The organism is Microbacterium istanbulense (assembly GCF_037204145.1).
Classification (GTDB): Bacteria; Actinomycetota; Actinomycetes; order Actinomycetales; family Microbacteriaceae; genus Microbacterium; species Microbacterium istanbulense.
In genome coordinates this window covers 12,887-38,673 of the sequence record NZ_JBBDGN010000015.1, presented here as the reverse complement: position 1 = coordinate 38,673, position 25,787 = coordinate 12,887, and the positions used below count along the sequence as shown (strand labels likewise).

At 68.6% G+C, this 25,787-nt stretch carries 22 protein-coding genes; all 22 read right to left on the bottom strand.

Annotation, left to right across the window (positions count from 1 at the left end; genetic code table 11):
• Positions 1-4: 4 nt before the first annotated feature.
• The gene (metK, locus tag WDU93_RS13345; protein WP_337321454.1) at positions 5-1,201 is read right to left on the bottom strand and encodes a methionine adenosyltransferase; all 1,197 of its coding nucleotides are present in this window, start codon (positions 1,199-1,201) and stop codon (positions 5-7) included.
• A gap of 102 nt (positions 1,202-1,303) precedes the next feature.
• Entirely contained in the window at positions 1,304-1,558 is a 255-nt protein-coding gene (gene rpoZ, locus WDU93_RS13340; protein ID WP_337321452.1) for a DNA-directed RNA polymerase subunit omega, read from the bottom strand.
• Positions 1,559-1,622: 64 nt separating this feature from the next.
• Positions 1,623-2,531: a guanylate kinase gene (gene gmk / locus WDU93_RS13335; RefSeq protein WP_337321450.1), complete on the bottom strand. Its 909-nt coding sequence runs from the start codon at positions 2,529-2,531 to the stop codon at positions 1,623-1,625.
• Entirely contained in the window at positions 2,524-3,360 is an 837-nt protein-coding gene (pyrF, locus tag WDU93_RS13330) for an orotidine-5'-phosphate decarboxylase (protein WP_337321448.1), read from the bottom strand. Before pyrF ends, gmk begins: the two co-directional genes overlap by 8 nt.
• The gene (gene carB, locus WDU93_RS13325) at positions 3,357-6,644 is read right to left on the bottom strand and encodes a carbamoyl-phosphate synthase large subunit (RefSeq protein WP_337321446.1); all 3,288 of its coding nucleotides are present in this window, start codon (positions 6,642-6,644) and stop codon (positions 3,357-3,359) included. Before carB ends, pyrF begins: the two co-directional genes overlap by 4 nt.
• On the bottom strand, positions 6,637-7,788 hold the full coding sequence (gene carA, locus WDU93_RS13320) for a glutamine-hydrolyzing carbamoyl-phosphate synthase small subunit (protein WP_337321444.1): 1,152 nt from the start codon (positions 7,786-7,788) through the stop codon (positions 6,637-6,639). Before carA ends, carB begins: the two co-directional genes overlap by 8 nt.
• On the bottom strand, positions 7,785-8,297 hold the full coding sequence (locus WDU93_RS13315; protein WP_337321441.1) for a PH-like domain-containing protein: 513 nt from the start codon (positions 8,295-8,297) through the stop codon (positions 7,785-7,787). Before WDU93_RS13315 ends, carA begins: the two co-directional genes overlap by 4 nt.
• Positions 8,294-9,598, bottom strand: a complete 1,305-nt coding sequence (locus tag WDU93_RS13310; protein WP_337321439.1) for a dihydroorotase — start codon at positions 9,596-9,598, stop codon at positions 8,294-8,296. The genes WDU93_RS13315 and WDU93_RS13310 overlap by 4 nt, the downstream gene beginning before the upstream one ends.
• Positions 9,595-10,560: an aspartate carbamoyltransferase catalytic subunit gene (locus WDU93_RS13305; protein ID WP_337321437.1), complete on the bottom strand. Its 966-nt coding sequence runs from the start codon at positions 10,558-10,560 to the stop codon at positions 9,595-9,597. The genes WDU93_RS13310 and WDU93_RS13305 overlap by 4 nt, the downstream gene beginning before the upstream one ends.
• A complete protein-coding gene (pyrR, locus tag WDU93_RS13300) occupies positions 10,557-11,087 on the bottom strand; it encodes a bifunctional pyr operon transcriptional regulator/uracil phosphoribosyltransferase PyrR (protein WP_337321435.1) in 531 nt (176 codons plus the stop codon). The genes WDU93_RS13305 and pyrR overlap by 4 nt, the downstream gene beginning before the upstream one ends.
• Positions 11,088-11,167: 80 nt before the next feature.
• Positions 11,168-12,745: a Rieske 2Fe-2S domain-containing protein gene (locus WDU93_RS13295; RefSeq protein WP_337321433.1), complete on the bottom strand. Its 1,578-nt coding sequence runs from the start codon at positions 12,743-12,745 to the stop codon at positions 11,168-11,170.
• Between the two features lie 153 nt (positions 12,746-12,898).
• Entirely contained in the window at positions 12,899-15,859 is a 2,961-nt protein-coding gene (locus WDU93_RS13290) for a DEAD/DEAH box helicase (protein WP_337321431.1), read from the bottom strand.
• 47 nt (positions 15,860-15,906) lie between these two features.
• A complete protein-coding gene (nusB, locus tag WDU93_RS13285; protein ID WP_337321429.1) occupies positions 15,907-16,317 on the bottom strand; it encodes a transcription antitermination factor NusB in 411 nt (136 codons plus the stop codon).
• A 3-nt stretch (positions 16,318-16,320) separates the two neighbouring features.
• Positions 16,321-16,881 (bottom strand): elongation factor P, encoded by a 561-nt coding sequence (gene efp / locus WDU93_RS13280; protein ID WP_337321426.1) that lies wholly within the window; start codon positions 16,879-16,881, stop codon positions 16,321-16,323.
• A 75-nt stretch (positions 16,882-16,956) separates the two neighbouring features.
• Positions 16,957-17,400 (bottom strand): type II 3-dehydroquinate dehydratase, encoded by a 444-nt coding sequence (gene aroQ / locus WDU93_RS13275; protein ID WP_337321424.1) that lies wholly within the window; start codon positions 17,398-17,400, stop codon positions 16,957-16,959.
• A gap of 159 nt (positions 17,401-17,559) precedes the next feature.
• Positions 17,560-18,648: a 3-dehydroquinate synthase gene (gene aroB / locus WDU93_RS13270; protein ID WP_337321422.1), complete on the bottom strand. Its 1,089-nt coding sequence runs from the start codon at positions 18,646-18,648 to the stop codon at positions 17,560-17,562.
• Complete coding sequence (locus WDU93_RS13265) at positions 18,645-19,166, bottom strand: shikimate kinase (protein ID WP_420064132.1); 522 nt, start codon at positions 19,164-19,166, stop codon at positions 18,645-18,647. Before WDU93_RS13265 ends, aroB begins: the two co-directional genes overlap by 4 nt.
• On the bottom strand, positions 19,153-20,382 hold the full coding sequence (gene aroC, locus WDU93_RS13260) for a chorismate synthase (RefSeq protein ID WP_337321417.1): 1,230 nt from the start codon (positions 20,380-20,382) through the stop codon (positions 19,153-19,155). The genes WDU93_RS13265 and aroC overlap by 14 nt, the downstream gene beginning before the upstream one ends.
• A 4-nt stretch (positions 20,383-20,386) precedes the next feature.
• Positions 20,387-21,211, bottom strand: a complete 825-nt coding sequence (locus WDU93_RS13255; RefSeq protein WP_337321414.1) for a shikimate dehydrogenase family protein — start codon at positions 21,209-21,211, stop codon at positions 20,387-20,389.
• Position 21,212: 1 nt separating this feature from the next.
• Positions 21,213-22,649, bottom strand: a complete 1,437-nt coding sequence (mltG, locus tag WDU93_RS13250; protein ID WP_337321412.1) for an endolytic transglycosylase MltG — start codon at positions 22,647-22,649, stop codon at positions 21,213-21,215.
• The gene (gene ruvX, locus WDU93_RS13245; RefSeq protein ID WP_337321410.1) at positions 22,642-23,124 is read right to left on the bottom strand and encodes a Holliday junction resolvase RuvX; all 483 of its coding nucleotides are present in this window, start codon (positions 23,122-23,124) and stop codon (positions 22,642-22,644) included. Before ruvX ends, mltG begins: the two co-directional genes overlap by 8 nt.
• Positions 23,121-25,781: an alanine--tRNA ligase gene (gene alaS / locus WDU93_RS13240; RefSeq protein WP_337321408.1), complete on the bottom strand. Its 2,661-nt coding sequence runs from the start codon at positions 25,779-25,781 to the stop codon at positions 23,121-23,123. Before alaS ends, ruvX begins: the two co-directional genes overlap by 4 nt.
• Between the last annotated feature and the right edge of the window lie 6 nt (positions 25,782-25,787).

The window sequence follows — 25,787 nt, the reverse complement described above, 5'->3', positions numbered from 1 at the left end:
AACCTCAGAGTCCGGCAGCGCGGCGCAGTGCCTCGGCGCGGTCGGTGCGCTCCCAGGTGAAGTCCGGCAGCTCGCGGCCGAAGTGGCCGTAGGCGGCGGTCTGTGCGTAGATCGGGCGGAGCAGGTCGAGTTCTTCGATGATCGCCTGCGGGCGCAGGTCGAACACGTCGTTGATCGCGCTCGTGATGACCTCGTCGGGGACGGTGCCGGTGCCGAAGGTCTCGACGTAGAGACCGACGGGGCGGGCGACGCCGATCGCATAGGCGACCTGCACCTCGGCACGCGAGGCGAGCCCGGCGGCGACGACGTTCTTGGCCACCCAGCGCATGGCGTACGCGCCCGAGCGATCCACCTTCGACGGGTCCTTGCCGCTGAACGCGCCGCCGCCATGACGGGATGCCCCACCGTAGGTGTCGATGATGATCTTGCGGCCGGTGAGGCCGGCATCGCCCTTCGGGCCGCCGGTCACGAACGGTCCAGCCGGATTGATGTAGTAGCTGAGCTCCGGCGAGAGGTCGAGCCCGGTCTGCGCCAGCACCGGGTCGATGACCTTCTCGCGTACGAGGGCCTTCAGCTCGTCCTGGCTGACGTCAGGGTGATGCTGGGTGGAGAGCACGACCGCGTCGACGGTCTTCGGGGTGAAGCCGTCGTATCCGAGAGTCACCTGGGTCTTGCCGTCGGGGCGCAGGAAGGGCAGCTCGCCTGAGCGGCGCACCTCGGTGAGGCGCTCGGCGATGCGGTGCGCCGTCCACGCGGCCATCGGCATGAGCTGCGGCGTCTCGTCGGTGGCGAAACCGAACATGATGCCCTGGTCGCCGGCGCCGAGGGCATCACGGGGGTCGGACGAGATGCCGTCGCGGTGCTCCTGCGCCTGGTCGACGCCGTGCGCGATGTCGGTGGACTGCTCGCCCACGGAAACACTCACACCGCAGGAGGAACCGTCGAAACCGGTGTCGCTGGAGGTGTACCCGATGCCGTTGACCACGTCGCGCACGATCGTGGGGATGTCGACGTAGCCTTCGGTGCGGATCTCGCCGGCGACGTGCACGAGGCCGGTGGTCACCAGGGTCTCGACCGCGACACGCGAATCACGGTCGACGGCCAGAAGCCCGTCGAGGATGCTGTCGGAGATCTGGTCGCAGATCTTGTCGGGGTGGCCCTCGGTGACGGACTCGGACGTGAACAGGCGCAGCGCGCTCATCGATGCTCCATCGGTTGCGTTCGGGTGGGAGGCGTGCTCCCAGTGTGCAGGGAGCCGCCGACATCCGATGGACGGATGACGACGGCTCCCTGGACGACGGTGTCAGTCCGCGTGACGGATGCGGAGCTTGTCCTCGTTGATCTCGTGGAGGGCGATGGTCAGCGGCTTGTCCTCGACGGACGAGTCGACCAGCGGTCCGACGTTGTCGAAGAGGTTGCCCTCGTGCAGGTCGGAGTAGTAGTCGTTGATCTGACGGGCGCGCTTGGACGCGTAGATCACGAGCTCGTACTTCGACTCGACGCGGTCGAGCAGGTTGTCGATCGGCGGATCGATGATGCCGTTGTTACGTGCGGTCATGGGTGGACCTCCTGGTCTGGCGACGGGATCGTCGCGAAGTCGGTGGTGCGGGCGCGCGAGAAGCTCAGCGCGCGATCGCCGCAGACAAGTCTACGACCTCTTTCGCCGCGGTGGCGACGTCCTCGTTCACGACGAGGTGATCGAACTCGTGTTGAGCGGCCAGTTCGGCCTTCGCCGTGCGCAGGCGGCGCGCCCGCTCCTCTGGCCCCTCGGTGCCTCGGCCGACGAGGCGGTTCACGAGTTCGTCCCACGACGGCGGCAGGAGGAACACGAGCGTCGCCGAGGGCTCGGCGGCGCGCACCTGGCGGGCGCCCTGCAGATCGATCTCGAGCAGCACGGTCTTGCCTTCGGCCAGGGCCGCGTCGACCGGTCCGCGGGGGGTTCCGTAGCGGTACGCGTTGTGGACCACCGCGTATTCGAGCAGCTCATGCCCGGCGATCATCCGATCGAACTGTGCGTCGTCGACGAAGTAGTAGTGCACGCCGTCGATCTCGCCCGGTCGCGGTGCACGCGTCGTGGCGGAGACGGACAGATGAATCTCGGGGTACTCCTCGCGGATGCGTGCGGCCACCGTGCCCTTGCCGACGGCGGTGGGGCCGGCCAGCACGAGCAGACGGCTGCGCCCTCCCCGCGCCCGCGGCTGCGGGAACCGGTCGTCGAGCCACGCCGACAGATCGGTCACCTGGCGCACACCCAGCCCGCCGAGGCGCTTGACGGGTGCGATGCGCAGATCCTGCAGCACACGGTCACGCTTGCCCGCACCGATCGCGGGAAGCGCGATCAGGAAGTCGGTGATGCGCATGGTGCCGGCATCCGATTCGGCATCCGCGACGGCGCGCGCGAGCACCTTCTGCGGCGAGATCACGCGCATGGCGAGGTCGCGCTTGAGCGAGGCGCGGGCACGACGACGCTCCAGCGCCTTGCGTGCGGCCGCCGCGCGATCAACCTCGGGGATGACCCGTCCTTCAGCCACCCAGAACCTCCCGATAGCGTGCTGCTCGTGCATCGATCGTAGCGGTGATCTCCCCCGGCCCTGCTGTAAGAATGCTGCGGCTCTCACTGGCGAGCACGTTGCGTGCCAGAGCGCCGAAGCGCACGACGAGATCTTCGGGCGTGGCGCCCTGGGCGCCGAAACCCGGGGCGAGCAGCGGCACCTCAGCGAGCACCGCGTCGTCGAGGCCGAAGGCGGCGCGATCCACGGTCGCGCCCACCACGAGACCGACGGGGCGCAGCGGCGCCACCGCACCGATCGCGGTGGTCTCGCTCGCGATGTGCGCGGCGACGGACCGCCCGTCTGCACCGCGCGCGGTCTGCACCGAGGCGCCCTCGGGGTTGCTCGTCGCGGCGAGCACAAAAGCACCCTTGCCCCTGGCGACGGCGTCACCCAGCACGGCGGTCAGCGACCCCGCCCCCAGATAGGGGCTCAAGGTCACGGCATCTGCCTCGAGGGCGGCGCCCTCGGCAAGCCAGGCGTCCGCGTAGCCCTGCATCGTGGTGCCGATGTCGCCGCGCTTCGCATCGGCGATCACGATCAGCCCTGCAGCGCGTCCCGCCGCGAGGACTGCTTCCAGCGCCGCGAATCCACGGCTGCCGAAACGCTCGAAGAACGACACCTGGGGCTTGATCGCCGCGACCCGGCCTGCGGCGGCATCCACCACGCGCAGACCGAACTCGCGCACACCGTCCGCGTCCTGACCCAGCCCCCACGCGTCGAGCAGCTGTGCGTGGGGGTCGATTCCCACACACAGCGGCCCGTGCGCGTCGAGCGCGTCGCGCAGACGCGCCCCGAACGAGGTCGTCATCGCGAGGCGTTCCGATCCACCGCGTACTCCTGCAGGCTACGCACCCGGAAGCCCTCCTCGACGGCATCCACACCGCTGACGGCGGCGCCGAGCACGGCCATCGTCGTGAAGAGCGCCTTGTCGGCAGCGACCGCCGCAGCACGGATCTCATAGCCATCCGCGCGGGCCGCTCCCCCGCTCGGGGTGTTCACGATGATGTCGATCTCGCCGTCGTTGATCAGGTCGACGATGTTGCGCTCACCGCTCTCGGCGGTGTCGCTGTACTTCGCCACCACGCTGACGGCGATGCCATTGCGGGCGAGGATCTCGGCGGTGCCCTCGGTGGCGATGAGGGTGAAGCCGAGCTGCTGCAGGCGATGCGCAGGCAGGATCACGGCGCGCTTGTCGGCGTCGGCCACAGAGATGAACACGGTGCCAGAGGTGGGCATGCCGCCGTAGGCCGCCGCCTGGCTCTTCGCGAACGCGGTCGGGAAGTCGCGGTCGATGCCCATGACCTCACCCGTGGAGCGCATCTCCGGGCCGAGCACGGAATCGACGATCTTGCCGTCCGCCGTGCGGAAGCGCTTGAAGGGCAGTACGGCCTCCTTGACCGCCACCGGAGCATCCAACGGCACGCGGGAGCCATCCTGCGCGGGCAGCAGGCCCTCGGCCTTCAGCTCGGCGATGCTCGCACCGGTCATGATGCGGCTGGCAGCCTTGGCCATCGGGATGCCCAGCGCCTTCGACACGAACGGCACCGTGCGGCTCGCGCGCGGGTTCGCCTCGATGACGTAGAGCACACCGGCGCTGATCGCGAACTGCACGTTCAGCAGGCCACGCACCCCGACGCCCTTCGCGATGGCGAGGGTCGCTTCGCGCACACGGTCGACGTCCGATCGTCCCAGCGAGACGGGAGGCAGCGTGCAGCTGGAGTCACCGGAGTGGATGCCGGCTTCTTCGAGGTGCTCCATGACGCCACCGATGTACAGCTCTTCGCCGTCATACAGGGCGTCGACATCGAGCTCGATCGCGTCGTCGAGGAAGCGGTCGACCAGCAGGGGCTTGCCCGCCTCGATCACGACTTCGTCCGCGGTGCGCACGAAGTAGTCGCGCAGTGCGTCGCTGGAGTAGACGATCTCCATGCCGCGGCCACCGAGCACGAAGCTGGGGCGGACGAGCACCGGGTAGCCGATCTCCTCGGCGATCCGCACGGCGCCGTTCACGTCGATCGCGGTGCCGCTGCGGGGCGCGACCAGCCCGGCCTCGTCGAGCAGACGCGAGAACAGCTCACGCTCCTCGGCCAGGTCGATCGCCTCGGGGCTGGTGCCGAGCACCGTGTAGCCGGCGGCCTCGATGCCCTTGGCCAGGCCGAGGGGCGTCTGGCCACCGAGCTGGCAGACCACACCGAGGATCGTGCCGCTCTGGCTCTCGGCGTGCAGCACTTCGAGCACGTCCTCCATGGTGAGCGGCTCGAAGTAGAGCCGGTCGGAGGTGTCGTAGTCGGTCGAGACGGTCTCGGGGTTGCAGTTGACCATGATGGTCTCGAACCCGGCATCCGACAGCGCGAACGACGCGTGCACGCACGAGTAGTCGAACTCGACGCCCTGCCCGATGCGGTTCGGGCCCGATCCGATGATGACGACCTTGGTGCGGTCGGAGGGCTCGACCTCAGTCTCGGCGTCGTAGCTCGAGTAGTGGTACGGGGTCAGCGCGGGGAACTCCCCCGCGCACGTGTCGACGGTCTTGTAGACCGGACGGATGCCGAGCGCCCGGCGGATGCCGCGCACCTCGGCCTCGCTGATGCTGCGCAGCTGGGCGATCTGGACGTCGCTGAAGCCGTGCTCCTTGGCGAGTCGGATGGTCTCGCCGTCGAGCTCGGGAGCGGCGTGCACGAGGGCGGCGATCTCGTTGATCAGCACGATCTGGTCGAGGAACCAGGGGTCGATCGCCGTGGCGTCGAAAGCCTGCTCCATGGTCGCGCCCTTGCGCAGCGCCTGCTGCAGCACGACGATACGGCCGTCGGTCGGGGTCTTGGCGATCTCGAGCAGCTCATCGACCGAGCGGTCCTCTTGGCCCCAGTGGAAGCTGGAGCCGCGCTTCTCGAGCGAGCGCAGCGACTTCTGCAGCGCCGAGGTGAAGTTGCGGCCGATGGCCATCGCCTCGCCCACCGACTTCATGGTGGTGGTGAGGGTGGCGTCGGCGGCCGGGAACTTCTCGAACGCGAAGCGGGGAACCTTCACCACGACGTAGTCGAGCGTCGGCTCGAAGCTCGCCGGCGTCACGCCGGTGATGTCGTTGGGCACCTCGTCCAGGCGGTAGCCGAGGGCGAGCTTGGCGGCGAGCTTGGCGATCGGGAAGCCCGTCGCCTTCGACGCCAGTGCGCTCGAGCGCGAGACACGCGGGTTCATCTCGATGACGATGATGCGCCCGTTCTCCGGGTTCACCGCGAACTGGATGTTGCAGCCACCAGTGTCCACGCCGACGGCGCGGATGATGTCGATGCCGATGTCGCGCAGCTTCTGGTACTCACGGTCAGTGAGGGTCAGGGCAGGGGCGACGGTGATCGAGTCGCCGGTGTGCACACCCACCGGGTCGACGTTCTCGATCGAGCAGACCACCACCGTGTTGTCGGCGGTGTCGCGCATGAGCTCGAGCTCGTACTCCTTCCACCCGAGGATGGACTCCTCCAGGAGCACCTCGTTGGTGGGTGAGTCGTGCAGCCCGGCACCGCCGATGCGACGCAGGTCCTCCTCGTCGTAGGCGAAGCCCGAGCCGAGGCCGCCCATGGTGAAGCTGGGGCGCACGACGAGCGGGTAGCCGAGCTTCTCGGCTCCGGCGAGCAGCTCGTCCATGCTGTGGCAGATGACGGATGCTGCGACATCCGCCCCCGCCTCGAGGACGAGCTCCTTGAAGATCTGGCGGTCTTCGCCCTTCTTGATCGCGTCGACCTTCGCGCCGATGAGCTCGACGCCGTACTTGTCGAGGATGCCGCGCTCGTGCAGTGCCATGGCCGCGTTCAGCGCGGTCTGGCCGCCGAGGGTCGGCAAGATGGCATCCGGCTTCTCCTTGGCGATGATCGTCTCGATGACCTCGGGGGTGATCGGCTCGACGTAGGTCGCGTCGGCGAAGTCCGGGTCGGTCATGATCGTGGCCGGGTTCGAGTTGACGAGGATGACGCGCACGCCCTCCTCGCGCAGCACGCGGCAGGCCTGGGTTCCGGAGTAGTCGAACTCGACGGCCTGACCGATGACGATCGGGCCGGAGCCGATGACGAGGACGGATGAGATGTCGTCGCGCTTAGGCATTGGTGTCCTTCTGGGTCGCGACGACGAGGTCGCGGAAGCGGTCGAAGAGGTAGTTGGCGTCGTGCGGGCCGGCGGCGGCCTCGGGGTGGTACTGCACCGAGAAGGCGGGGATGTCGAGGGCGCGCAGACCCTCGACGACCTGGTCGTTCAGGCCGATGTGGCTGACCTCGACCCGGCCGTAGCCGGCGGGGCTGTCGAAGCTGCCCTCGAGGGGCGCGTCGACGGCGAAGCCGTGGTTGTGCGCGGTGATCTCCACGCGACCGGTGGCCTTGTCGAGCACCGGCTGGTTGATGCCGCGGTGCCCGAAGGGCAGCTTGTAGGTGCCGAGCCCGAGCGCACGACCGAGCAGCTGGTTGCCGAAGCAGATGCCGAAGAACGGCAGCTTGACGTCGAGCACGCTGCGCAGCAGTTCGACGTGCCCGTCCGAGGCGGCGGGGTCGCCGGGGCCGTTCGAATAGAAGACGGCGACCGGGTCGATCTGGCGGATGTCGTCGATGGTCGAGGTCTGCGGCAGCACGTGCACCTCGAAGCCGCGGGCGGCGAGGTTGTCGATCGTGGCCCGCTTGACGCCGAGATCGATCACGGCGAGGTTGCCGACCTTCTCGCCGACAGCCGCGGTGACGGTGGGAACCGAGACGGAGACCTCGGCGGACAGGTTCTGTCCGGCCATCTGCGGTGCCTCGGTGACGATCCGCAGCTGCTCCTCTGCGGGCAAAGCGGCGTCGGCACCCGAGAAGATGCCGCCGCGCATCGAGCCGGCGGAGCGGATGTGGCGGGTGATCGCGCGGGTGTCGATGCCGCTGATGCCGACGATGCCGTCGCGAACGAGCGTGTCGTCGAGCGAGGTGGTGGCGCGCCAGTTCGAGACCACGCGCGAGGGGTCGCGCACGATGTAGCCGGCCACCCAGATGCGGCGCGATTCCGGATCTTCGTCGTTCATGCCGGTGTTGCCGATGTGCGGTGCGGTCTGCAGCACGATCTGGCCGGCGTAGGACGGATCGGTGAGGGTCTCCTGGTAGCCGGACATGCCGGTCGCGAAGACGACCTCACCGAGTGTGGTGCCGCGGGCGCCGTAGGCGCGGCCGCGGTGACGAGTGCCGTCTTCGAGAACGAGGACGGCCGGGTCAGCGAGCGTGGGGGTCATGAGGATGCTCCTGTGTCGGGGCCAGCGGGCACGAGCCGCTGCAGGTCGGAGAGAAGGGGCTTCGGGTCGCCGGTGACGACGCGGAAGTAGGAGTCGACGACCGTGTCGTCGGAGGCGTTCCACGCGATGCGCACCAGGCCGCCGGGTTCGACGACCCGGTCGATGGTCACCGTCGCCCGGTCGATCTCGACCAGACGCGGTGTCGCGAGGAACACCGTGGGCGCTCCGTCGAGGCACAGCGCGACGCCGCGATCGGTCACCGCCAGTTCACCTCGTGCCCGGTATGCCAGCGGGCTGATCGCGACGCGCTCGAGCGGCTCGTCGTGCCGGGTGGTCGAGACGTAGAGCACCTCGTCGCGGCGGATCACCTCGGCGTGCTCTGGCACCCCCAGCGGCGCGGAAAGCCCGCTGTCGCGGCGCAGCCGCTTGCGCCAGGCGAACAGCATGCCGAGCAGGATGACGACGGCCAGGGCGATGGTCAGGGTGATCGCGAGGTCACGCATGCTCATGCGGTGAGGTCCTCGACGAGGGCGCCGTCAGCGACCGTGACTGTGCCACCGAACACGGTGTACTGCACGCGCCCCGGCAGATCACGCCCGAGGTACGGCGAATTCGCGCTGCGGCCGTGCAGGTCGGCCTCGGTGAACACGCCGGCGACAGACGGGTCGTAGAGGGTGATATGTGCGGGGCTGCCGACGGCCAGCGGTGCGCCATGACCGGTGAGACGGCCGATCCGGGCAGGGGCAGCGCTCATCACGCGGGCGACATCCGACCACTCCAGCAAACCGGTCTGCACCATCGACTGGTGCACGACGCGCAGCGCGCTCTCGAGGCCGACCATGCCGTTCGCGGCGGCCTGCCATTCGCACGCCTTGTGCTCGCTGGGGTGCGGGGCGTGGTCGGTAGCGACGATGTCGATGGTGCCGTCGGCGAGGCCTTCGCGCACCGCGAGCACGTCTTCCTCGCGGCGCAGCGGCGGGTTGACCTTGTAGCGGGCGTCGTAGCCGCGTACGAGCTCGTCGGTGAGGAGCAGGTGGTGCGGCGTCACCTCGGCGGTGACGTTAATGCCGCGCTTCTTGGCCCACCGGATGATGTCGACGGAGCCTGCGGTCGACAGGTGGCACACGTGCAGGCGCGAGCCGACGTGCTCGGCGAGCAGCACGTCGCGGGCGATGATCGACTCCTCGGCCACCGCGGGCCAACCGGCCAGACCCAGCTCTGCCGACACCGTGCCCTCATTCATCTGGGCACCCTCGGTGAGGCGGGGGTCCTGTGCGTGCTGGGCGATGACGCCGTCGAACGACTTCACATACTCCAACGCGCGTCGCATGATCAGCGGGTCGAAGACGCAGAAGCCGTCGTCGCTGAAGACGCGCACCTGCGCACGGGAGGTGGCCATCGCGCCGAGTTCGGCGAGACGCTCCCCCTTCTGGCCCACGGTGACGGCACCGATCGGCTGCACCGTCGCATACCCTGCGGCTTCGCCGAGGGCGAGCTCCTGCTCCACGACACCGGCCGTGTCCGCGACCGGTGAGGTGTTCGGCATCGCGAACACAGCGGTGAAGCCGCCGGCGGCCGCGGCCCTGGTGCCGGTGAGGATCGTCTCGGATGCCTCGTACCCGGGCTCACGCAGGTGCGTGTGCAGGTCGACCAGTCCCGGCAGGGCGACGAGGCCCCGCGCGTCGATCACGCGCGCGCCTGCGCGGCTGAGGCCGGAGCCGATCTCGGTGATCGTCCCGTCTTCGATGATGATGTCGGCGCTGGTGTTGCCGAGCAGCTGCGTACCGGTGATGACGAGGGTCTCGCTCACAGGTCTCCCCCTCGTTCGTCTTCTCGTTCGCCTGCCAACAGCAGGTACAGCACGGCCATGCGCACCGACACCCCGTTCGCCACCTGCTCGAGCACGGTGGATCTGGGCGAGTCGGCAGCGTCGGAGGAGATCTCCAGGCCTCGGTTCATGGGACCGGGGTGCATCACAATGGTATCTCCCGTGAGGGTGCGCACGCGCAGTGCGTCCAGGCCCCACCGTCGCGAATACTCCCGCTCAGTCGGGAAATACGCGGCGTTCATCCGCTCCAGCTGGATGCGGAGCATCATCACCGCGTCCGGATCGTCGGCGAGGGCCTCATCGAGGTCGTAGCGCACCGTGACCGGCCACAGCGACACGTTCTGCGGCACGAGGGTGGGCGGCGCGACGAGCGTCACGCGGGCGCCGAGGGTCGTCAGCAGCCACACGTTCGAGCGGGCGACCCGCGAGTGCAGTACGTCACCGACGATCACGACGTGCAGGCCGGACAGGTCGCGTCCTCTGCTGTCTGCGCCGAAGCGGCGCTTGCGGATCGTGAACGCATCCAGCAGTGCCTGCGTGGGGTGTTCGTGGGTGCCGTCGCCGGCATTGACCACCCCGGCCGAGATCCAGCCGCTGGTGGCGAGGGTCTGGGGGGCGCCGGATGCCGGATGCCGGACGACGACGGCATCCGCACCGATGGCCTCGAGGGTCTGGGCGGTGTCCTTCAGACTCTCGCCCTTGGACACGCTGGATCCCTTGGCGGCGAAGTTGATGACGTCGGCGGAGAGGCGCTTGGCGGCGGCCTCGAAGGAGATGCGGGTGCGGGTGGAATCCTCGAAGAAGAGATTCACGACCGTCTTGCCGCGGAGCGTCGGGAGCTTCTTGACCTCGCGCGACTGGGTGTCGGACATGTCCTCGGCGATGTCGAGGATGCGCAGGGCTGTCGCACGGTCGAGGGTACGGGTGTCGAGAAGGTGCCTCATTCGCCGATCGTCACCTCCTCGGCGCCGTCGTTCTCGAACAGGCGCACGTTCACGCGCTCGGTACGCGCGGAGGGGATGTTCTTGCCGACGAAATCGGGGCGGATCGGCAGCTCGCGGTGGCCGCGATCGATGAGGATCGCCAGTCGCACGGCGGCGGGGCGCCCGATCGACTGGATCGCGTCGAGGGCGGCGCGGATGCTGCGTCCGGAGAAGAGCACGTCGTCGACGAGGACGACGGTCTTGCCGTCGATGCCGCCGGCCGGGATCTGGGTCGGATGCGGCGACCGCGTCGGATGCTTGGCGAGGTCATCGCGGAAGAGGGTGACATCGAGCGATCCGACGCCGACAGGCTCTTGAGCGATGCTCTCGATGAGCAGGGCGAGACGGTGCGCGAGCGTCGTGCCGCGGGTGGGGATTCCCAGCAGGACGAGGTCGTGGGCTCCTCGGTTGGATTCGAGGATCTCGTGCGCGATGCGAGTCAGAGCTCGCGAGATATCGGCTTCCTGCAACACACTGCGTGTGCTCATTCGCCGCTCCCTTCTCCGCCTCACAGGACGGTGTTAAAGGTTGCTTGCGTGCTCGAGTCTACCGGAGCGCCCGGCTCTGATCAGACGGCGGGGCGCAGGGCGTCGTCGGTGACGTCGTCGATCTTCGCGGCGCGGATCGGGTGGCCACTGGTCGACAGGCACTTGCCGGTCTTCAGATCCCACTTCCAGTCGTGCATGCTGCAGGTGAGCACGCCGTCCTCGTCGATCTTGCCGGTGCGGGTGAGGTCGGCACGCAGGTGCGGGCACCGGCGCTGCACGACCCAGTCGCCGATCTCGGCATCCTCGGTCTGGTCGGTCTGCTCCTGGTACCAGTTCTCGACGTACTCGATCCGGTCGACCGAGAGGCACTTGAGGAAGGTGGTGAGGAACTCGTTGAACTTGCCGCTGCGGCCGACGGAGAACTGCATGGAGAGGAAGATCGAGTTCGACCAGTCGATCTCACGATCGCGGATGTTCGTCGAGACGAGGTCGGCGGGGATCGTGTACCAGTAGATGCACTCCTCCCCCGCGTACTCGCGCACCTTCGCCTTGGGGAAATCGACGACCATGTCGAGCTCGCCGATGCGGAAGCGGACGTTGCCACCGACACCGAGACGGATCGTTCGCGACTTCTTCAGCAGCGGCTCCCACCAGCTCTTGATGGCTTCGAGCATCTCGGCGGGCGGGATGACCTCGGCTCGCGAGGCCTCCTCGTCGAGGATCTCCTGCTGGCGCGTCGCCCGCTGCTCTTCGAGGTAGTCCCATTTCTCGTCGAAGATGTGCGCGATCTCGGCCTCGGTGTACAGGGTCTGCTCGGTGCTGACCTGGCCGCCCTCGACGGTCACGACCGTGCCCGGGATGAAGAGCTGACCGTCGTACTGCGGGGCGAGCTCCTTCATGTGGGCGAGGAACTGCTTCTGATCGGTGAAGATCGACTCGCCGTTGCGCCCGGTGCCGTTGAAGTCGAACAGGTCGTCGCGCAGGAACATCGGCGGTCCGGCCATGGGGAACACGTGCGGCGCGTCGACCTTCTCGATGTAGTACATCGCGCGCTTGTTCTGCGCCTCGCGCTTGAGCTGAGCGAAGTTCTGCTTGGCATCCAACGGGAGGTCGTAGACCATCGGCCACCAGATGGCGCCGGAGACCTGCGTGAAGTAGGCGTCGGGCTTGCCGAACTTCAGCAGCTTCTCGAGGTCGAGCGGGTGGGAGTCGTTCTGGTTGAGCACCGAGCCCGAGCCATCGTCCACGCTGAGCGAGGAGTCACCGATCGGGCCGTCGCTGGGCGCGCGCAGGGGCGTGATCATGATCTTCAGCTCGCCACGCTGGATGATCTCGCCCGCCGGGGCATAGGTGATGTTCTCGTACCCGAGGGCGCGGATGTCCTGCTCGAGGTCGTCGGTCGGGTACTCGGGCAGGAGCACCTCGATGTCCTTGCGGATGTAGCGCTCGAGCAGCGCCGGGTCGAAGTGGTCACGGTGCCGGTGCGAGATGTACAGGAAGTCGGCTTCGCGGCCGAGCTTCTCCCAGTCGAGTCCGCGATTGTCGGGGAACGGGAACCAGGAACCGTAGAACGAGGGTCCGAGCACCGGGTCGCAGATGATGTTGCCGCCGGTCGTCTCGATGAACATTCCGGCGTGGCCGAGTCCCGTGATCCGCATGTCTCTCCTCGTGGTCGAACTTGACGATTCTACCGAGGCCACCTCGGGATCGCCCGAGGGCGGGCCGTGGAAACCCCTGAGCGCGATGCGGGCTCAGGGGCCTTCGACAGGCTCAGGCACCCAATGGTGCGGGCTCAGGGGCCTTCGACAGGCTCAGGCACCGAGCGAGGGCTCGAAGAGGCCGCGGATGTCGTCGGCGGTCAAGGTTTGTGCGAACAGTTCGTCGTCGTCCATCACGGCGGTGAACAGCCGGGCCTTGCGCTGCTGCAGGGCAAGAACCTTCTCTTCGATCGTGTCGGAGGCGATGAGCCGGTAGACGACCACCGGATGTTCCTGGCCGATGCGGTGGGTGCGGTCGATCGCCTGGTTCTCGGCCGCCGGGTTCCACCAGGGGTCGAGCAGGAAGACGTAGTCGGCCTCGGTGACGGTGATGCCGAAGCCACCGGCCTTGAGGCTGATCAGGAACACCGGCTGCTCCCCCGCCCGGAACCCGTCGACGATCTGCTCGCGGCTGTGCGAGGAGCCGTCCAGGCGGGCGTAGGCGATCCCCTCGGCATCCAGGCGGGCCGCGGCGAGATCGAGGTAGGAGGTGAACTGACTGAAGACGATAGCGCGGTGGCCCTCGGCGCTCATCTCGTTCACCTTGTCGACGAGCACATCGAGCTTGGCCGATCCCGCCGTCGTGTCATCGGCGTCGAGCAGCGCCGGGGCGAGACTCAACAGACGCAGCAGGGTCAGCGAACGGAAGACGATGAACCGGTTGCGGTCCAGGTCATCGAGCAGTCCCAACACCTTCTGACGTTCGCGTTGCAGCGTGATGTCGTAGGCGGCCCGATGCGCGGGTGACAGGTCGACTTCGAGGATCTGCTCCTGCTTGGGCGGCAACTCGGGGGTGACGGCCTCTTTCGTCCGGCGCAGAACCAGCGGACGGATGCGGCGGCGCAGCCGCTCGAGCCGCGCCCGGCGATACTCCCCACCCTCGGCGTTCTCCGGCACCTTGCCCTGTTCGATGGGCTGGATGTAGTCCTGCCGGAAACGTCGCGACGAGGCGAACAGGCCGGGAGCGGTCAGGGACAGCAGCGCCCACAGATCGGCGAGGCTGTTCTCGACCGGGGTGCCGGTGACGGCGAACACGGCGTCCGCCTGCAGCGCCGCTGCGGCACGGTGCTGCTGCGATGCCGGATTCTTCACGAACTGCGCCTCGTCGAGCACGACGGCTGCCCACGTCTGCGCCGAGTACGCGGCGTCCTCCAGCCGCAGCAGAGCGTACGAGGTGACGACGATGTCGGCTCCGGCGGCAGCATCCGCCACCGACGTTGCACGGTCGCTGATCAGCCGTACCTGCAGGTCGGGCACGAACGTCGCCGCCTCGTGCCGCCACGTCGATACGACGCTCGTGGGCGCCACGACGAGGAAAGGGCGCTGATCACCGCTCTCGCGCACGTGCAGCATCAGCGTGAGCAGTTGCAGGGTCTTGCCCAGACCCATGTCGTCCGCGAGGATGCCCCCCAGGCGGTGCTGCCAGAGCAGTGCCAGCCACTCGAATCCGGCCTGCTGGTACGGCCGCAGCGTCGCGCGCAGACCGTGCGGGATACGCCGCCCGGGAACGCCGTCGAGCCCGCGCAGGGCGTCAGCCGCCTCCCGCCAGGCCACGGCCGGTTGCGCCTCGTCGGCGAGATCCTCGAATTCGTCCCACAACGCGATCTGGTGGCGGCTGATCCGTGGCCCGGTCTCCCATTCGTCGAGATCGACGGCCTCATCGAGCAGATCGCGCAAGCGCTGCAGCGCGGGGTGCGCGAGCGAGAACCACCCGCCGTCAGAGAGCAGCAGCTTCTTGCGGCGCATGCTCAGCGCCGTGAACAGCGGGGTGAACGGGATACGGCGGCCGTCGATCGTGACGAGCACACCCAGGTCGAACCAGTCCGGATCCGTCGTCTCGACGGTGCTCACCGTGATCTCGGGCGCTCCCGACAGCTCGGTGTAGCTGCGGGGCGTGCCTCGTGTCTCGACGCGGACGCCTGCCGCCTGCAGCCGGGGAACCACGTGCGTGACGAACTCGGCGGCGTCCACATCGACCAGCGTGCCCTGGCGATCGAAAGCGGTACCGGTCGTCTCCGTCCACGTTGTTGCCAGTGCGGGCAGCGCCGCCTTCTCCGCATCCGCGTCCCGCACGCCGTCGCCGGTTCCCTCCAGCGAGAACGTGCCATGACCGGCGTAGTGCCAGCCGAAGGCATAGGCGACGCGATCGCCGATGCGATGCGTCAGCTGCAGCGTCGGCTCGGGGCGAGGCACGGCCGGCAGGTCGACGGCGCCTCGGGCGCGCAGCGACGTGCGCCGGGCCAGCGCCGGGAAGGCCTCGCGAAGGAACGCGTCTTCCTCTTCCTGCGGGATCTGTACCTGTGCGCCGGTGGCCAGCAAGGCACGTTGCGCTGCCGTCAGCGGCAGTTCGGCGAGCACGAGTCGGATGCGAGCCCCGACCGTCTCGGCGAGGAACACCCCCGATCGTCCGATCGGTCGTGCCATCGCGGCAGACACCTCGGTGCCATCGAGGTCGAGCATCGCTTCAAGGGCGAGGGAGCCGTCATCCGCGCGGTCGACGTCGACGTGCAAGGCGGCTGATTCCGCCAGCGCGAGCATGGTGTGCTTCTGCGTGGTCACGAAAGGGATGCCAAGGTCCGCTGCTGCGCGCAGGTGCGGCCAGAGGAGCGGCGAGGAGATGAGATCCAGCGGTAGCCAGGCCCCCGCCGTGCCCGAGAGCAGCGCGTCACGCCCGATCCCCAGCAGGTCGGAGAACCAGCGCGCGGTGTCATCGTCGAAACGGTGCCCTGGCCGGCGGACGGCATCCCATCCCACGTCTGCCTGGATCCACGCACCCGTCGCGCTGCTCCGGGTGAGCGGGCGGATGCCGACGCCCAACGTCTCCTGCCCCTTCGCGACATCACGCGGCGTGGCCGTGCGTGAGCGCGGAGGCGACCAGGAATGCTGATCGCGCCGATCCTGCACCCGTACCTCGAAACCGAGGGCGAGCGGGAGCAGGTCGGCGCGCGGGGCGTCGGTGATCAGCGCACGCCAGTTCGTGCCCGACCGATCGGGGTCACGACGTGGGGTGGACATGACCGGCATCCTTCTGCTGGCCTCCGACATCGCGGAGGCCGTGACGCTCAGCTGGCGCGGGCGATGCGGGCGAGCACACCGTGCACGAACGCGCCGGAGTCCTCGGTGGAGAGCTCCTTGGCGAGCTCCACGGCCTCGTCGATGGCGACCGCGGTCGGGACCTCGTCGTTGAAGAGGATCTCCCAGGTGCCGATGCGCAGCAGGGCACGGTCGACCGCCGGCATCCGCTCCAGCTTCCAGTCACGGCTGTGCGTGGTGATCTGCTCGTCGATCTCGTCGCGGTTGTCGATGATGCCGTCCACGATGTCGCGGGCGTACAGCCACGACGCCTCGCGAGAAGGCTCGTTCGCGGCGCGCGTGGCGGCGGCGGCCAGCGTGACCGCCAGCTCGTCGCCGCGCACGTCCGCCGAGAACAGGATGTCGAGGGCGCGCTTGCGCGCCTTGGTGCGTGCGCTCACGCCTTACTTCTCGCGACCGAGGTAGTCGCCGGTGCGGGTGTCGACCTTGACCTTGGTGCCCGACTCGAGGAACAGCGGCACCTGGATCTCGTAGCCGGTCTCGAGCGTGGCGGGCTTGGTGCCGGCCGACGAGCGGTCGCCCTGCAGGCCGGGCTCGGTGTAGGTGACCTCAAGGATCACCGAGGCGGGCAGATCGATGTACAGCGGGTTGCCGTTGTTCAGGGCGATCGTGACCTGCTGGTTCTCGAGCAGGAAGTTCTTCGCGTCGCCGACGGTGGCGGCGCCGACGGTGATCTGGTCGAAGTCGTCCATGTCCATGAACACGAAACCGTCACCGTCGGTGTACAGGTAGGTGAAGTCGCGGCGGTCGACGTTCTCGATGTCGATCTTGGCGCCGGCGTTGTAGGTGCGGTCGACGACCTTGCCCGAGACGACGTTCTTCAGCTTGGTGCGCACGAACGCGCCACCCTTGCCCGGCTTGACGTGCTGGAACTCGATGACGCTCCAGAGCTGTCCGTCGATCGAGAGGACGACGCCGTTCTTGATGTCTGCGGTCGATGCCATGCGCTGAGAGTTCCGTTCGTATCGGGTCGGTGGGGCCGGCGGCGCGCGATCGCACGCACAGGCCGACAGTCGATTCTACGCGATGAGAGCGGCCAACTGACGAACGGCGTCGGCGTAGCCGTCCACGCCCTGCCCCACGACCCGGACGGCGGCGACATCATCGAGGTACGAGAAGTGGCGGAAAGACTCGCGCGCGTAGACGTCGGAGATGTGCACCTCCGCGAACGGCAGCGCCACGCCGGTGAGGGCATCGCGCAGCGCGACCGAGGTGTGCGTCAGGCCGCCGGGATTGATGACGATGCCGGATGCCACCCCGCGTGCGGCATGGATCGCGTCGATGAGCACGCCCTCATGGTTGCTCTGCACGGCGTCGAGCTCGAAGCCCGCCCTGCTCGCGGCATCCGCCGTGATCTTCTCGACGTCCGCGAGTGTGGCGGTGCCATAGACCTCGGGTTCGCGGGTGCCGAGCAGGTTGAGGTTCGGTCCGTTCACGAGCAGCAGGCGGCGGGGTGTGGTCACCTACCGCACGCTATCAGCCGCCACGCGTGCCCCGGACGGTGATGACACGCGGCGGCCTTCGTGACGAGGCGCCGCCTGTGCGACGACACGCCTGCGCAGCAGTGGCGTGTCGGCGCGAAACCGGCGCGTCGCTACGGCGCGCACGGGTAGCGGCGGATGCTACTCCGCGACCTCCTGGTATGCGGCGAAGAGCAGCGACTCGTCCGGCGCCTGCAGCACGGTGGGCTTGGCGATGTCGTCGAGAAGGATGAAGCGCAGCATGCCACCGCGGGCCTTCTTGTCGCGCTGCATGGTGGCCAGCAGCGTGGGCCATGCACCGGCCCGGTAGGTGGTGGGAAGGCCCAACGACTCCAGCACCGTCCGGTGACGTTCTGCCGCATCGTCGGAGAGGCGCCCGGCCAGGCGAGAAAGCTCGGCGGCGTACATCATCCCGATCGAGATGGCTGCGCCGTGGCGCCAGCGGTAGCGCTCTGCATGCTCGATGGCGTGGCCGAGGGTATGCCCGTAGTTGAGGATCTCGCGCTGCCCGGCCTCACGGAAGTCGTCCGAGACGACCTTCGCCTTCATGTCGATCGCCAGCTCGACCGCGCGCCGGAACTCGTCGGTGGTGGGGTCGACGGCTCGCTGCGGGTCGGCCTCGATGATGTCGAGGATCTCGGGTGCCCAGATGAACCCGGCCTTGACGACCTCGGCGAAACCGGCGGTCGCCTCGTTCGCACTGAGGCTGGTGAGCTGGTCGAGGTCGCCTATGACCGCCCGGGGTGCCCAGAAGGCACCGACGAGGTTCTTGCCCTCGTTCGTGTTGACCCCGGTCTTGCCGCCGACGGCCGCGTCGACGAGGCCGAGCACGGTCGTGGGCACCTGGATCAGCTGCACGCCGCGCAGCCAGGTCGCGGCGACGAAGCCCGCGAGATCAGTGACCGCTCCCCCTCCGAAGCCCACGACGGCATCCGTGCGGGTGAAGTCCGCCTGGCCCATGATCTGCCAGCAGAACGCGGCGACCTCGATGCGCTTGCCCTGCTCGGCGTCGGGGATCTCTGCCAGCAGCACCTCGCGCGGGCCGTTGCTCGTGTCAGCCAGCATCCGGTCCCGCAGCTCGGCGGCACGGTCGGCCAGGGTCGGCGGGTGCACCACGAGCACCTTGCGGACGCCGGGGTCGAGTGCCGCTGACACCTGGTCGAGAATGTCCCGGCCGATCGTGATGTCGTAGGGGTCCTGGCCGGTGACGCTGATGGTGGTGCTGCTCATGCCTGTTCTCTCCTCCACGCGGTGATCTCCTCCGCGATGCGCCGCATCGGGCGCCGTGATGTGTCGACGGTCAGGTCGGCGACTTCTTCGTACCATTCTCGCCGCGCTGCGAAAATGTCCTTCCAGCGCTGCACCGGATCCTCTTCGCCCGCCAGCAACGGACGCCCTGCTCCCCGGATGCGGTGTGCGACGGCCTCCTCGGTGACGGTGAGGTAGACGACCGGATGCTGCGCCAGCAGCGCGCGCGTGCCGGCATCCGTCACGGCTCCCCCGCCGAGCGAGACCACCCCGCCCTCGGCGACGGCCGTGGCGACCGCCGCCCGCTCGAGGACGCGGAAGTGAGCCTCGCCGTGCGTCGCGAAGATCTCCGGGATCGGACCGTGCTCGGCGACCACCCGCTTGTCGGTGTCGATGAACGGCACCGACAGCAGCCGGGCCACCCGGCGCCCCACGCTGGTCTTGCCCGCGGCCATGGGGCCGACGAGCACGAGCGTCAGCGGGTGCTCAGCCGAGCTCATCATGCGCGAGCAGCGCGGCCTCCGAGGCCGGCGCCGTGCGCAGCGACTCGGGGATGGCTGCGAGGTAACTCTCGAGGTTGCGACGTGTCTCGCCGATGCTGTCGCCGCCGAACTTCTCCAGCAGCGAGTTCGCCAGTTCGATCGCGACCATGGCTTCGGCGACGACGCCGGCGGCCGGCACCGCGCTGATGTCGGAGCGCTGGTGGTGCGCGGTCGAGCTCTCACCCGAGGCGATGTCGATCGTGCGCAGTGCGTGCGGAACGGTCGCGATGGGCTTCATGCCCGCCTTGATGCGCAGCACGGTGCCCGTCGACATCCCGCCCTCGATCCCGCCGGCGCGATCGGATGCCCGGGTGATGCCGTCGTCGCCGACGAACAGTTCGTCGTGTGCGGCGGATCCGCGGCGACGGGTGGTCTCGAAGCCATCCCCGACCTCGACGGCCTTGATCGCCTGGATGCTCATCAGCGCCTGCGCGAGACGGCCGTCGAGGCGACGGTCCCAGTGCACGTGCGAACCGATCCCGGGCGGCAGACCGTAGGCGAGCACCTCGACGATGCCGCCGACCGTGTCGCCGTCCTTGCGGGCGGAGTCCACCTCAGCGACCATCAGCGCGCTGGTGGTCGGGTCGAAGCAGCGCAGCGGATCGGCATCCAGCGCCTCGACGTCGTCGGGCGTCGGAAGCGGGGCGTCCGCCGGAACGTGCACGGGACCCATCGACAGCGTGTGGCTGACCAGACGGATGCCCAGTTCGTTCAAGAAGGCGCGGGCGACGGCGCCGAGCGCGACGCGTGCCGCCGTCTCGCGGGCGCTCGCGCGCTCCAGGATCGGACGTGCCTCGTCGAAGTCGTACTTCTGCATACCGACGAGATCGGCATGTCCCGGGCGCGGGCGGGTGAGCGCGGTGCCACGACCGCGAGACTTCTCGGTGAGTTCTGCCGGGGCAGGGTTCATCACCTCGGTCCACTTCGGCCACTCGGTGTTGCCGATGCGCAGGGCGATCGGGCTGCCCATGGTCTTGCCGTGGCGCACGCCACCGGAGATGCTCAGCTCATCCTGCTCGAACTTCATGCGCGAACCGCGGCCATACCCGAGCTTGCGTCGCTGCAGGTCTGCCTGGATGTCCTCGGCACGCAGCGGGACGCCGGAGGGCAGGCCCTCCATGACGGCAATGAGTTCGGGGCCGTGCGATTCGCCGGCCGTCAGCACGCGGAGCATTGCTCTAGTCTCCCATGAGGGCAGACCGCATCTCCGCCACCATGACGTCCTCGTCGGGGAAGGGACGTTCTGGGTCGCCGTGGTGGAAGATACGGATCTGTCGTACTGCCTGGTACAGCAGCATCTCGAGTCCCGAGATGACGGTGCCGCTCCCCCATCCGGCGGCCAGCGCGGACGGCCACGGCGCGTAGGCCGCCTCGAAGAGCACGCCGCCTGCAGACGCCAGGTGCTGGGTGACGTCGGCATCCAGCACGGTGCCGCTCGGCACTGTGGCGATCGTCGCATCGACGACGCCGGGCGCGTCGGCGAAGCCGTGGATGTCGACCGTCATGCCGAGCGCGGTACCGATGTCGACCAGCGTGCGCGCCGCCTCCGGCCGTCGCGCGACGACCTGCGCATGAGTGGCGCCGAGCATTCCGGCGGACACGAGCGCGGATGACGCCGTCGCGCCGGCCCCGAGGATGCGCACGCGCGGCAGTGAACTGACGCCCGCCTGGGTGAACGCATCGACGATGCCGCCCACGTCGGTGTTGAAGCCGCGTCGCACCTCCCCCAGCAGCAGGGTGTTCACGGCACCCGTGAGCTCGGCGGCCCGGTCGCGCTCGGCGGCGGCCGCGTATGCGACCTCCTTCAGCGGCATCGTCAGCGAGAGCCCGAGCCAGCTCGAGTCGAGGCTCGCCAGTTCCGCACCGAAGGTCGCTGTCGACACCTGGCGGCGCCCGTACTGCCAGTCGAGGCCCAGCACGCGGTATGCGGCAGCATGCAGCTGCGGTGAACGGGAGTGCGCGATCGGATCTCCCCACACCTGCAGCTGGCGCTGGTTCGTCACCTCAGCAGCCCGCGTCAGGGTTTTCGCGGCACCAGGAATGCCACTTGTCGATGCCCTGCTGGTGCCCCTCATACGTCTCGGAGAACTGGGTCTCGCCGGTGTTGAGGTTGATCGTCACGAAGTACAGCCAGGGCCCGTCAGCGGGGTGGATGGCCGCCTCGATTGCTGCGTCGCTCGGGTTCGCGATCGGCCCGACCGGCAGCCCCTCGATCACATACGTGTTCCAGGGGTTGTCATCGTTCTGCGCCTCCTTCGAGGTGCTCACCGACCCAGCGTGCAGTTCGCCGTACCCGTACTGCGACGTGGAGTCCATCTGCAGCTTCATGCCCTGATCGAGGCGGTTCTGGATCACACGAGACACCTTGTCGAAGTCCGCGGTGCGGCCCTCGCGCTGGATGATCGAGGCGATCGTGAGGATGCGCTGCGCGTCGGCATCAGTAACCCCCGCGGCAGACAGCGACTCGCGCGTGCGGGCGACCATGCGTCCGATCACGTCTTCGGCGGTGGCGTCAGGATCGAAGGTGTACACGGCCGGGAACAGCCAGCCCTCGAGCGAGTCGGCGTCCACGCCGTAGACCGCCGGATCCTCGACAGCTGCCTCCAGATCCTCCAGCGGGATACCGACGCCCTCGACGATCCGCGGCAGCGAGGAGGCGACCGTGCCACCCTCGGGGATACCCACGGTGTTCTCCAGCTTGTTCGCCGGATCGCTCAGCGCGGCGAAGGCGGCCGCAGCGGTCATCTTCTTCTGCAGCTGGTACACACCCGGGTAGAAGACGGCGGAGGGGTTCTCAGCGATGAGGTAGTCGTAGAACACGCCCTGCGTCTTGGTGACGCCCGCCTCGTACAGGGCGGTCGACACCGGTCCTCCGGTGTCGCCCTCCTTGATCGTGACCAGGGCTTCGCCCTCCGCGATGCCCTCCTCGTAGTCCTTCGGCTCGCCCCAGCCCATAGCGTCACTGATGCGATCGCCATAGATGCTCCATACCCAGGCGCCACCCGCGGCGACACCGCCGAAGATGACGGCGACGATGATGAGCGCGACCAGCCATCCACGACGACGGCGCGGCTTCGGAGCCGGTTCGTGCTTCTCGGGTGCGAACAGCGCGTGCAGGTCGGATTCATGGGGCGGGACGTCGTCGGCCGCGGGCGTGGACGCGGGCGCGGATGGCGCAGCATGCTGCTCGGTCGCATCCGCTGTCGCATCCGTTGTCGCGGATGTCGTGTCGGTGACCACCGGATTGACGCGCGTGGCGTCGTCTGCGTTTCCCCCGGCGCCGGACTCGGCGGCGCGGCGCGCCTCTCGGGCCGCACGGCGGGAACCCGCTGCGGGGGCTTCTCGCGGCGTCTCTCCCGGCAGCGAGGTGTTCGCGGCCGGGAGGTTGTCGAACAGGTCGCCGCGACGGGCGTCTTCGGGCGACATGTCGTGCTCAGGCATCGGCAGGGGGCTCCTCGTCGAGACGGATGAGGTCACCGGTGGGGCGTCCGGTGCTCTTCTCGGTGTCGACCGCGTGCTGTAGCAGCACCACGGCGGCGACCTGATCGACAATGCTACGAGAATTCTTCTGGTTTCTGCCTGAGGATCGCAGCGCCGCGTGTGCGGTCACCGTGCTCAGGCGCTCGTCCACGAGGCGCACCGGGATACCGGTCGCGCGCGCCAGATCAGCGGCGAACTCCTTCGCATCCAGAGTGGATGGCGTCTCTTCCCCGCGCATGTTCACCGGCAGGCCCACGACGATCTCGACGGGCTCCCACTCCGAGACGAGCTCCGCGATCCGCGTCACCGAGGTGTCGGAGCGGGGGACGGTCTCAACCGGCACGGCGAGCATCCCGTCGGGGTCGCACCGAGCGACCCCGATGCGCGCCTTCCCGACGTCGACACCCAGACGCGTCCCGCGACGAAAGCCGCTCACGCGCCCCGCAGTTCCGTGACGATCGCCGAGAGGGCGGCAGGCAGCGCGGAGGCGTCGGTTCCGCCGCCCTGGGCGACATCATCCTTGCCCCCACCGCCACCGCCGAGCACGCCGGCAGCGAGGCGCACGAGCGCACCCGCCTTGGCACCCTCGGCACGGGCAGCGTCATTCGTCGCGATGACCACGATCGGGCGGCCCGCGGCGACACCGCCGAGCGCGGCGACAGCGGGAGCGGAGCCGAGCCGCTCGCGCACGCTCAGTGCGAGGGTGCGCACGTCGTCTGCCGACCCGACCTCACCGAGCGAGGTCGCGACGACCCGGTACGCGCCGACGGTCTCCGCGCTCTCGACGAGGGCAGGCACGCGGCCTTCCCGCTCCTTGGCCTCGAACTGCGCGATGCGCTTCTCGGCGGACTTCAGGTTCGCCTGCAGCTCATCGATGCGCGACGCCAGCTGGTCGCGGGGGGCCTTGAGCGCCGCAGACAGCTGCGACACGACGGTGCGCTCGGCCGCGAGCTCGCGGAACGCATCCTGCCCGACGAGGGCCTCGATGCGGCGGTTGGATGCGCCCACGGAGGACTCGCCGACGACGCTGACCAGCCCGATCTCCGAGCTCGACGAGACATGGGTTCCGGCGCACAACTCACGCGACCAGGGGCCACCGATGTCGACCATGCGCACGACGTCGCCGTACTTCTCGCCGAACAGCGCCATGGCGCCGGCCTCTTTGGCCTCGTCCAGCGAGACGATCCGCGTGGTGACCTCCAGGGCCTCCTGCACGGCGCGGTTCGTGATGTCCTCGATCTCAGAACGCGTCTCGGTCGACAGCGGCTGCGACCAGGCGAAGTCGAAGCGCATGTAGCCGGCGCGGTTGAGCGAACCCGACTGGGTCGCATCCTTGCCGAGCGTGTCGCGCAGTGCGGCGTGCACGAGGTGCGTGGCCGAGTGCGCCTGTCGCGCGGCCCGCCGGTTCGCGGCGTCCACCACGGTCGTGGCGGCATCGTCGAGAGCGACGGTGCCGGATGCCACGTGCACGGTGTGGCTGATCAGGCCGGGCACAGGCCGCTGCACGTCGAGCACATCGAGCTCGAAGCCCGCGCCCACGATCGTTCCCTTGTCGGCGACCTGGCCGCCGGACTCGGCGTACAGCGTCGTCTCGGGCAGGATCACCTCGGCGACATCGCCCTCGTTCGCGCTCTGCACGGTCTGGCCGTCGACGATGATGCCGAGGATGCGCGATTCGGTCTGCAGGTCGGTGTAGCCGGCGAACGTGGTCTCGCCGAGCGCACGGAAGTCGCGGTACACCGAGACGTCGGCGAGCTGACGCTTGCGATTGCGGGCGTCGGCCTTGGCGCGCGAACGCTGCTCCTGCATGAGGGAGTCGAACGCCGAGCGGTCCACGGACAGGCCGGCCTCTTCGGCCACCTCAAGAGTCAGATCGATCGGGAAGCCGTAGGTGTCGTGCAGCAGGAAGGCCTCGGATCCGCTGAGGGTCGAGCCGCCGCTCTTCTTCGTCTCATCCAGCGCGAGGTCGAGGATCGTCGACCCCTGCGCGAGAGTGCGGCGGAACGTCTCTTCCTCCGCGAAGGCGGCGGAGGACAGCGTCGACCAGTCGGTCTCGAGCACCGGGTAGGAGGCCTTCATCGCGTCACGCGAGGCGGCGAACAGCTCCGGGAAGGTGGGGGCATCCACGCCCAGCAGGCGCATCGCGCGCACGGTGCGGCGCATGAGTCGGCGCAGGATGTAGCCGCGTCCCTCGTTGGTGGGGCGCACGCCGTCCGAGAGCAGCATGAGCGACGAGCGCACGTGATCGGCGACCACGCGGAAACGCACGTCGTCCTCATGTACGGCGCCGTAGCGGCGACCGGAGAGTTCGACAGCGCGGTCCAGCACGGGCCGCACCTGGTCGGTCTCGTACATGTTCTCGACGCCCTGCTTGAGGAAGGCGACGCGCTCGAGGCCCATGCCGGTGTCGATGTTCTTCATCGGCAGCTCACCGACGATGTCGAACTCCGTCTTGCCGCGGATGTTCTCGATGAAGTCCTGCATGAACACGAGGTTCCAGATCTCCAGGAATCGGCTGTCGTCGACCGCCGGCCCACCGTCCTTGCCGTAGGCGGGGCCGCGGTCGAAGAAGATCTCGGAGTCCGGGCCACCGGGGCCAGGCTGGCCGGTGTTCCAGTAGTTGTCGGCACGGCCCAGACGCTGGATGCGCTCGGGCTTCAGGCCGATGATGTCGCGCCAGATCGCTTCGGCTTCATCGTCGGTCTCGTAGACGGTGACCCACAGGTCCTTCTCGTCGAAGCCCAGGCCGCCGTCGGCCTCCGACGTCGTCAGGAGCTCCCACGCGTAGCGGATCGCGCCTTCCTTGAAGTAGTCGCCGAACGACCAGTTGCCGAGCATCTGGAAGAACGTGCCGTGCCTGGCCGTGCGGCCGACCTCTTCGATGTCATTGGTGCGGATGCACTTCTGCACATCGGCGATGCGGGGGTACGGCGCGGGAACTACTCCCGTGAGGTACGGGATCATCGGCACCATGCCGGCCACTGTGAACAGCAGCGACGGGTCATCGCTGACCAGAGAGGCGGACGGCACGATCTGGTGATCGTTCTTCTCGAAATAGTCCAGGTATCGCTGCGCGATCTCCGAGGTCTTCATTGAGTT

Coding starts and splice junctions, on each gene's coding strand:
- pyrF (WP_337321448.1), bottom strand. CDS start 3,360: ATGACGACCTCGTTCGGGGCGCGTCTGCGCGACGCGCTCGACGCGCAC.
- WDU93_RS13295 (WP_337321433.1), bottom strand. CDS start 12,745: ATGCGGATCACGGGACTCGGCCACGCCGGAATGTTCATCGAGACGACC.
- aroC (WP_337321417.1), bottom strand. CDS start 20,382: ATGCTCCGCGTGCTGACGGCCGGCGAATCGCACGGCCCCGAACTCATT.
- WDU93_RS13290 (WP_337321431.1), bottom strand. CDS start 15,859: ATGTCCACCCCACGTCGTGACCCCGATCGGTCGGGCACGAACTGGCGT.
- pyrR (WP_337321435.1), bottom strand. CDS start 11,087: ATGAGCACACGCAGTGTGTTGCAGGAAGCCGATATCTCGCGAGCTCTG.
- WDU93_RS13265 (WP_420064132.1), bottom strand. CDS start 19,166: ATGAGCTCGGCTGAGCACCCGCTGACGCTCGTGCTCGTCGGCCCCATG.
- WDU93_RS13315 (WP_337321441.1), bottom strand. CDS start 8,297: ATGAGCATGCGTGACCTCGCGATCACCCTGACCATCGCCCTGGCCGTC.
- carA (WP_337321444.1), bottom strand. CDS start 7,788: ATGACCCCCACGCTCGCTGACCCGGCCGTCCTCGTTCTCGAAGACGGC.
- metK (WP_337321454.1), bottom strand. CDS start 1,201: ATGAGCGCGCTGCGCCTGTTCACGTCCGAGTCCGTCACCGAGGGCCAC.
- WDU93_RS13305 (WP_337321437.1), bottom strand. CDS start 10,560: ATGAGGCACCTTCTCGACACCCGTACCCTCGACCGTGCGACAGCCCTG.
- alaS (WP_337321408.1), bottom strand. CDS start 25,781: ATGAAGACCTCGGAGATCGCGCAGCGATACCTGGACTATTTCGAGAAG.
- rpoZ (WP_337321452.1), bottom strand. CDS start 1,558: ATGACCGCACGTAACAACGGCATCATCGATCCGCCGATCGACAACCTG.
- aroB (WP_337321422.1), bottom strand. CDS start 18,648: ATGAGCAGCACCACCATCAGCGTCACCGGCCAGGACCCCTACGACATC.
- mltG (WP_337321412.1), bottom strand. CDS start 22,649: ATGCCTGAGCACGACATGTCGCCCGAAGACGCCCGTCGCGGCGACCTG.
- efp (WP_337321426.1), bottom strand. CDS start 16,881: ATGGCATCGACCGCAGACATCAAGAACGGCGTCGTCCTCTCGATCGAC.
- carB (WP_337321446.1), bottom strand. CDS start 6,644: ATGCCTAAGCGCGACGACATCTCATCCGTCCTCGTCATCGGCTCCGGC.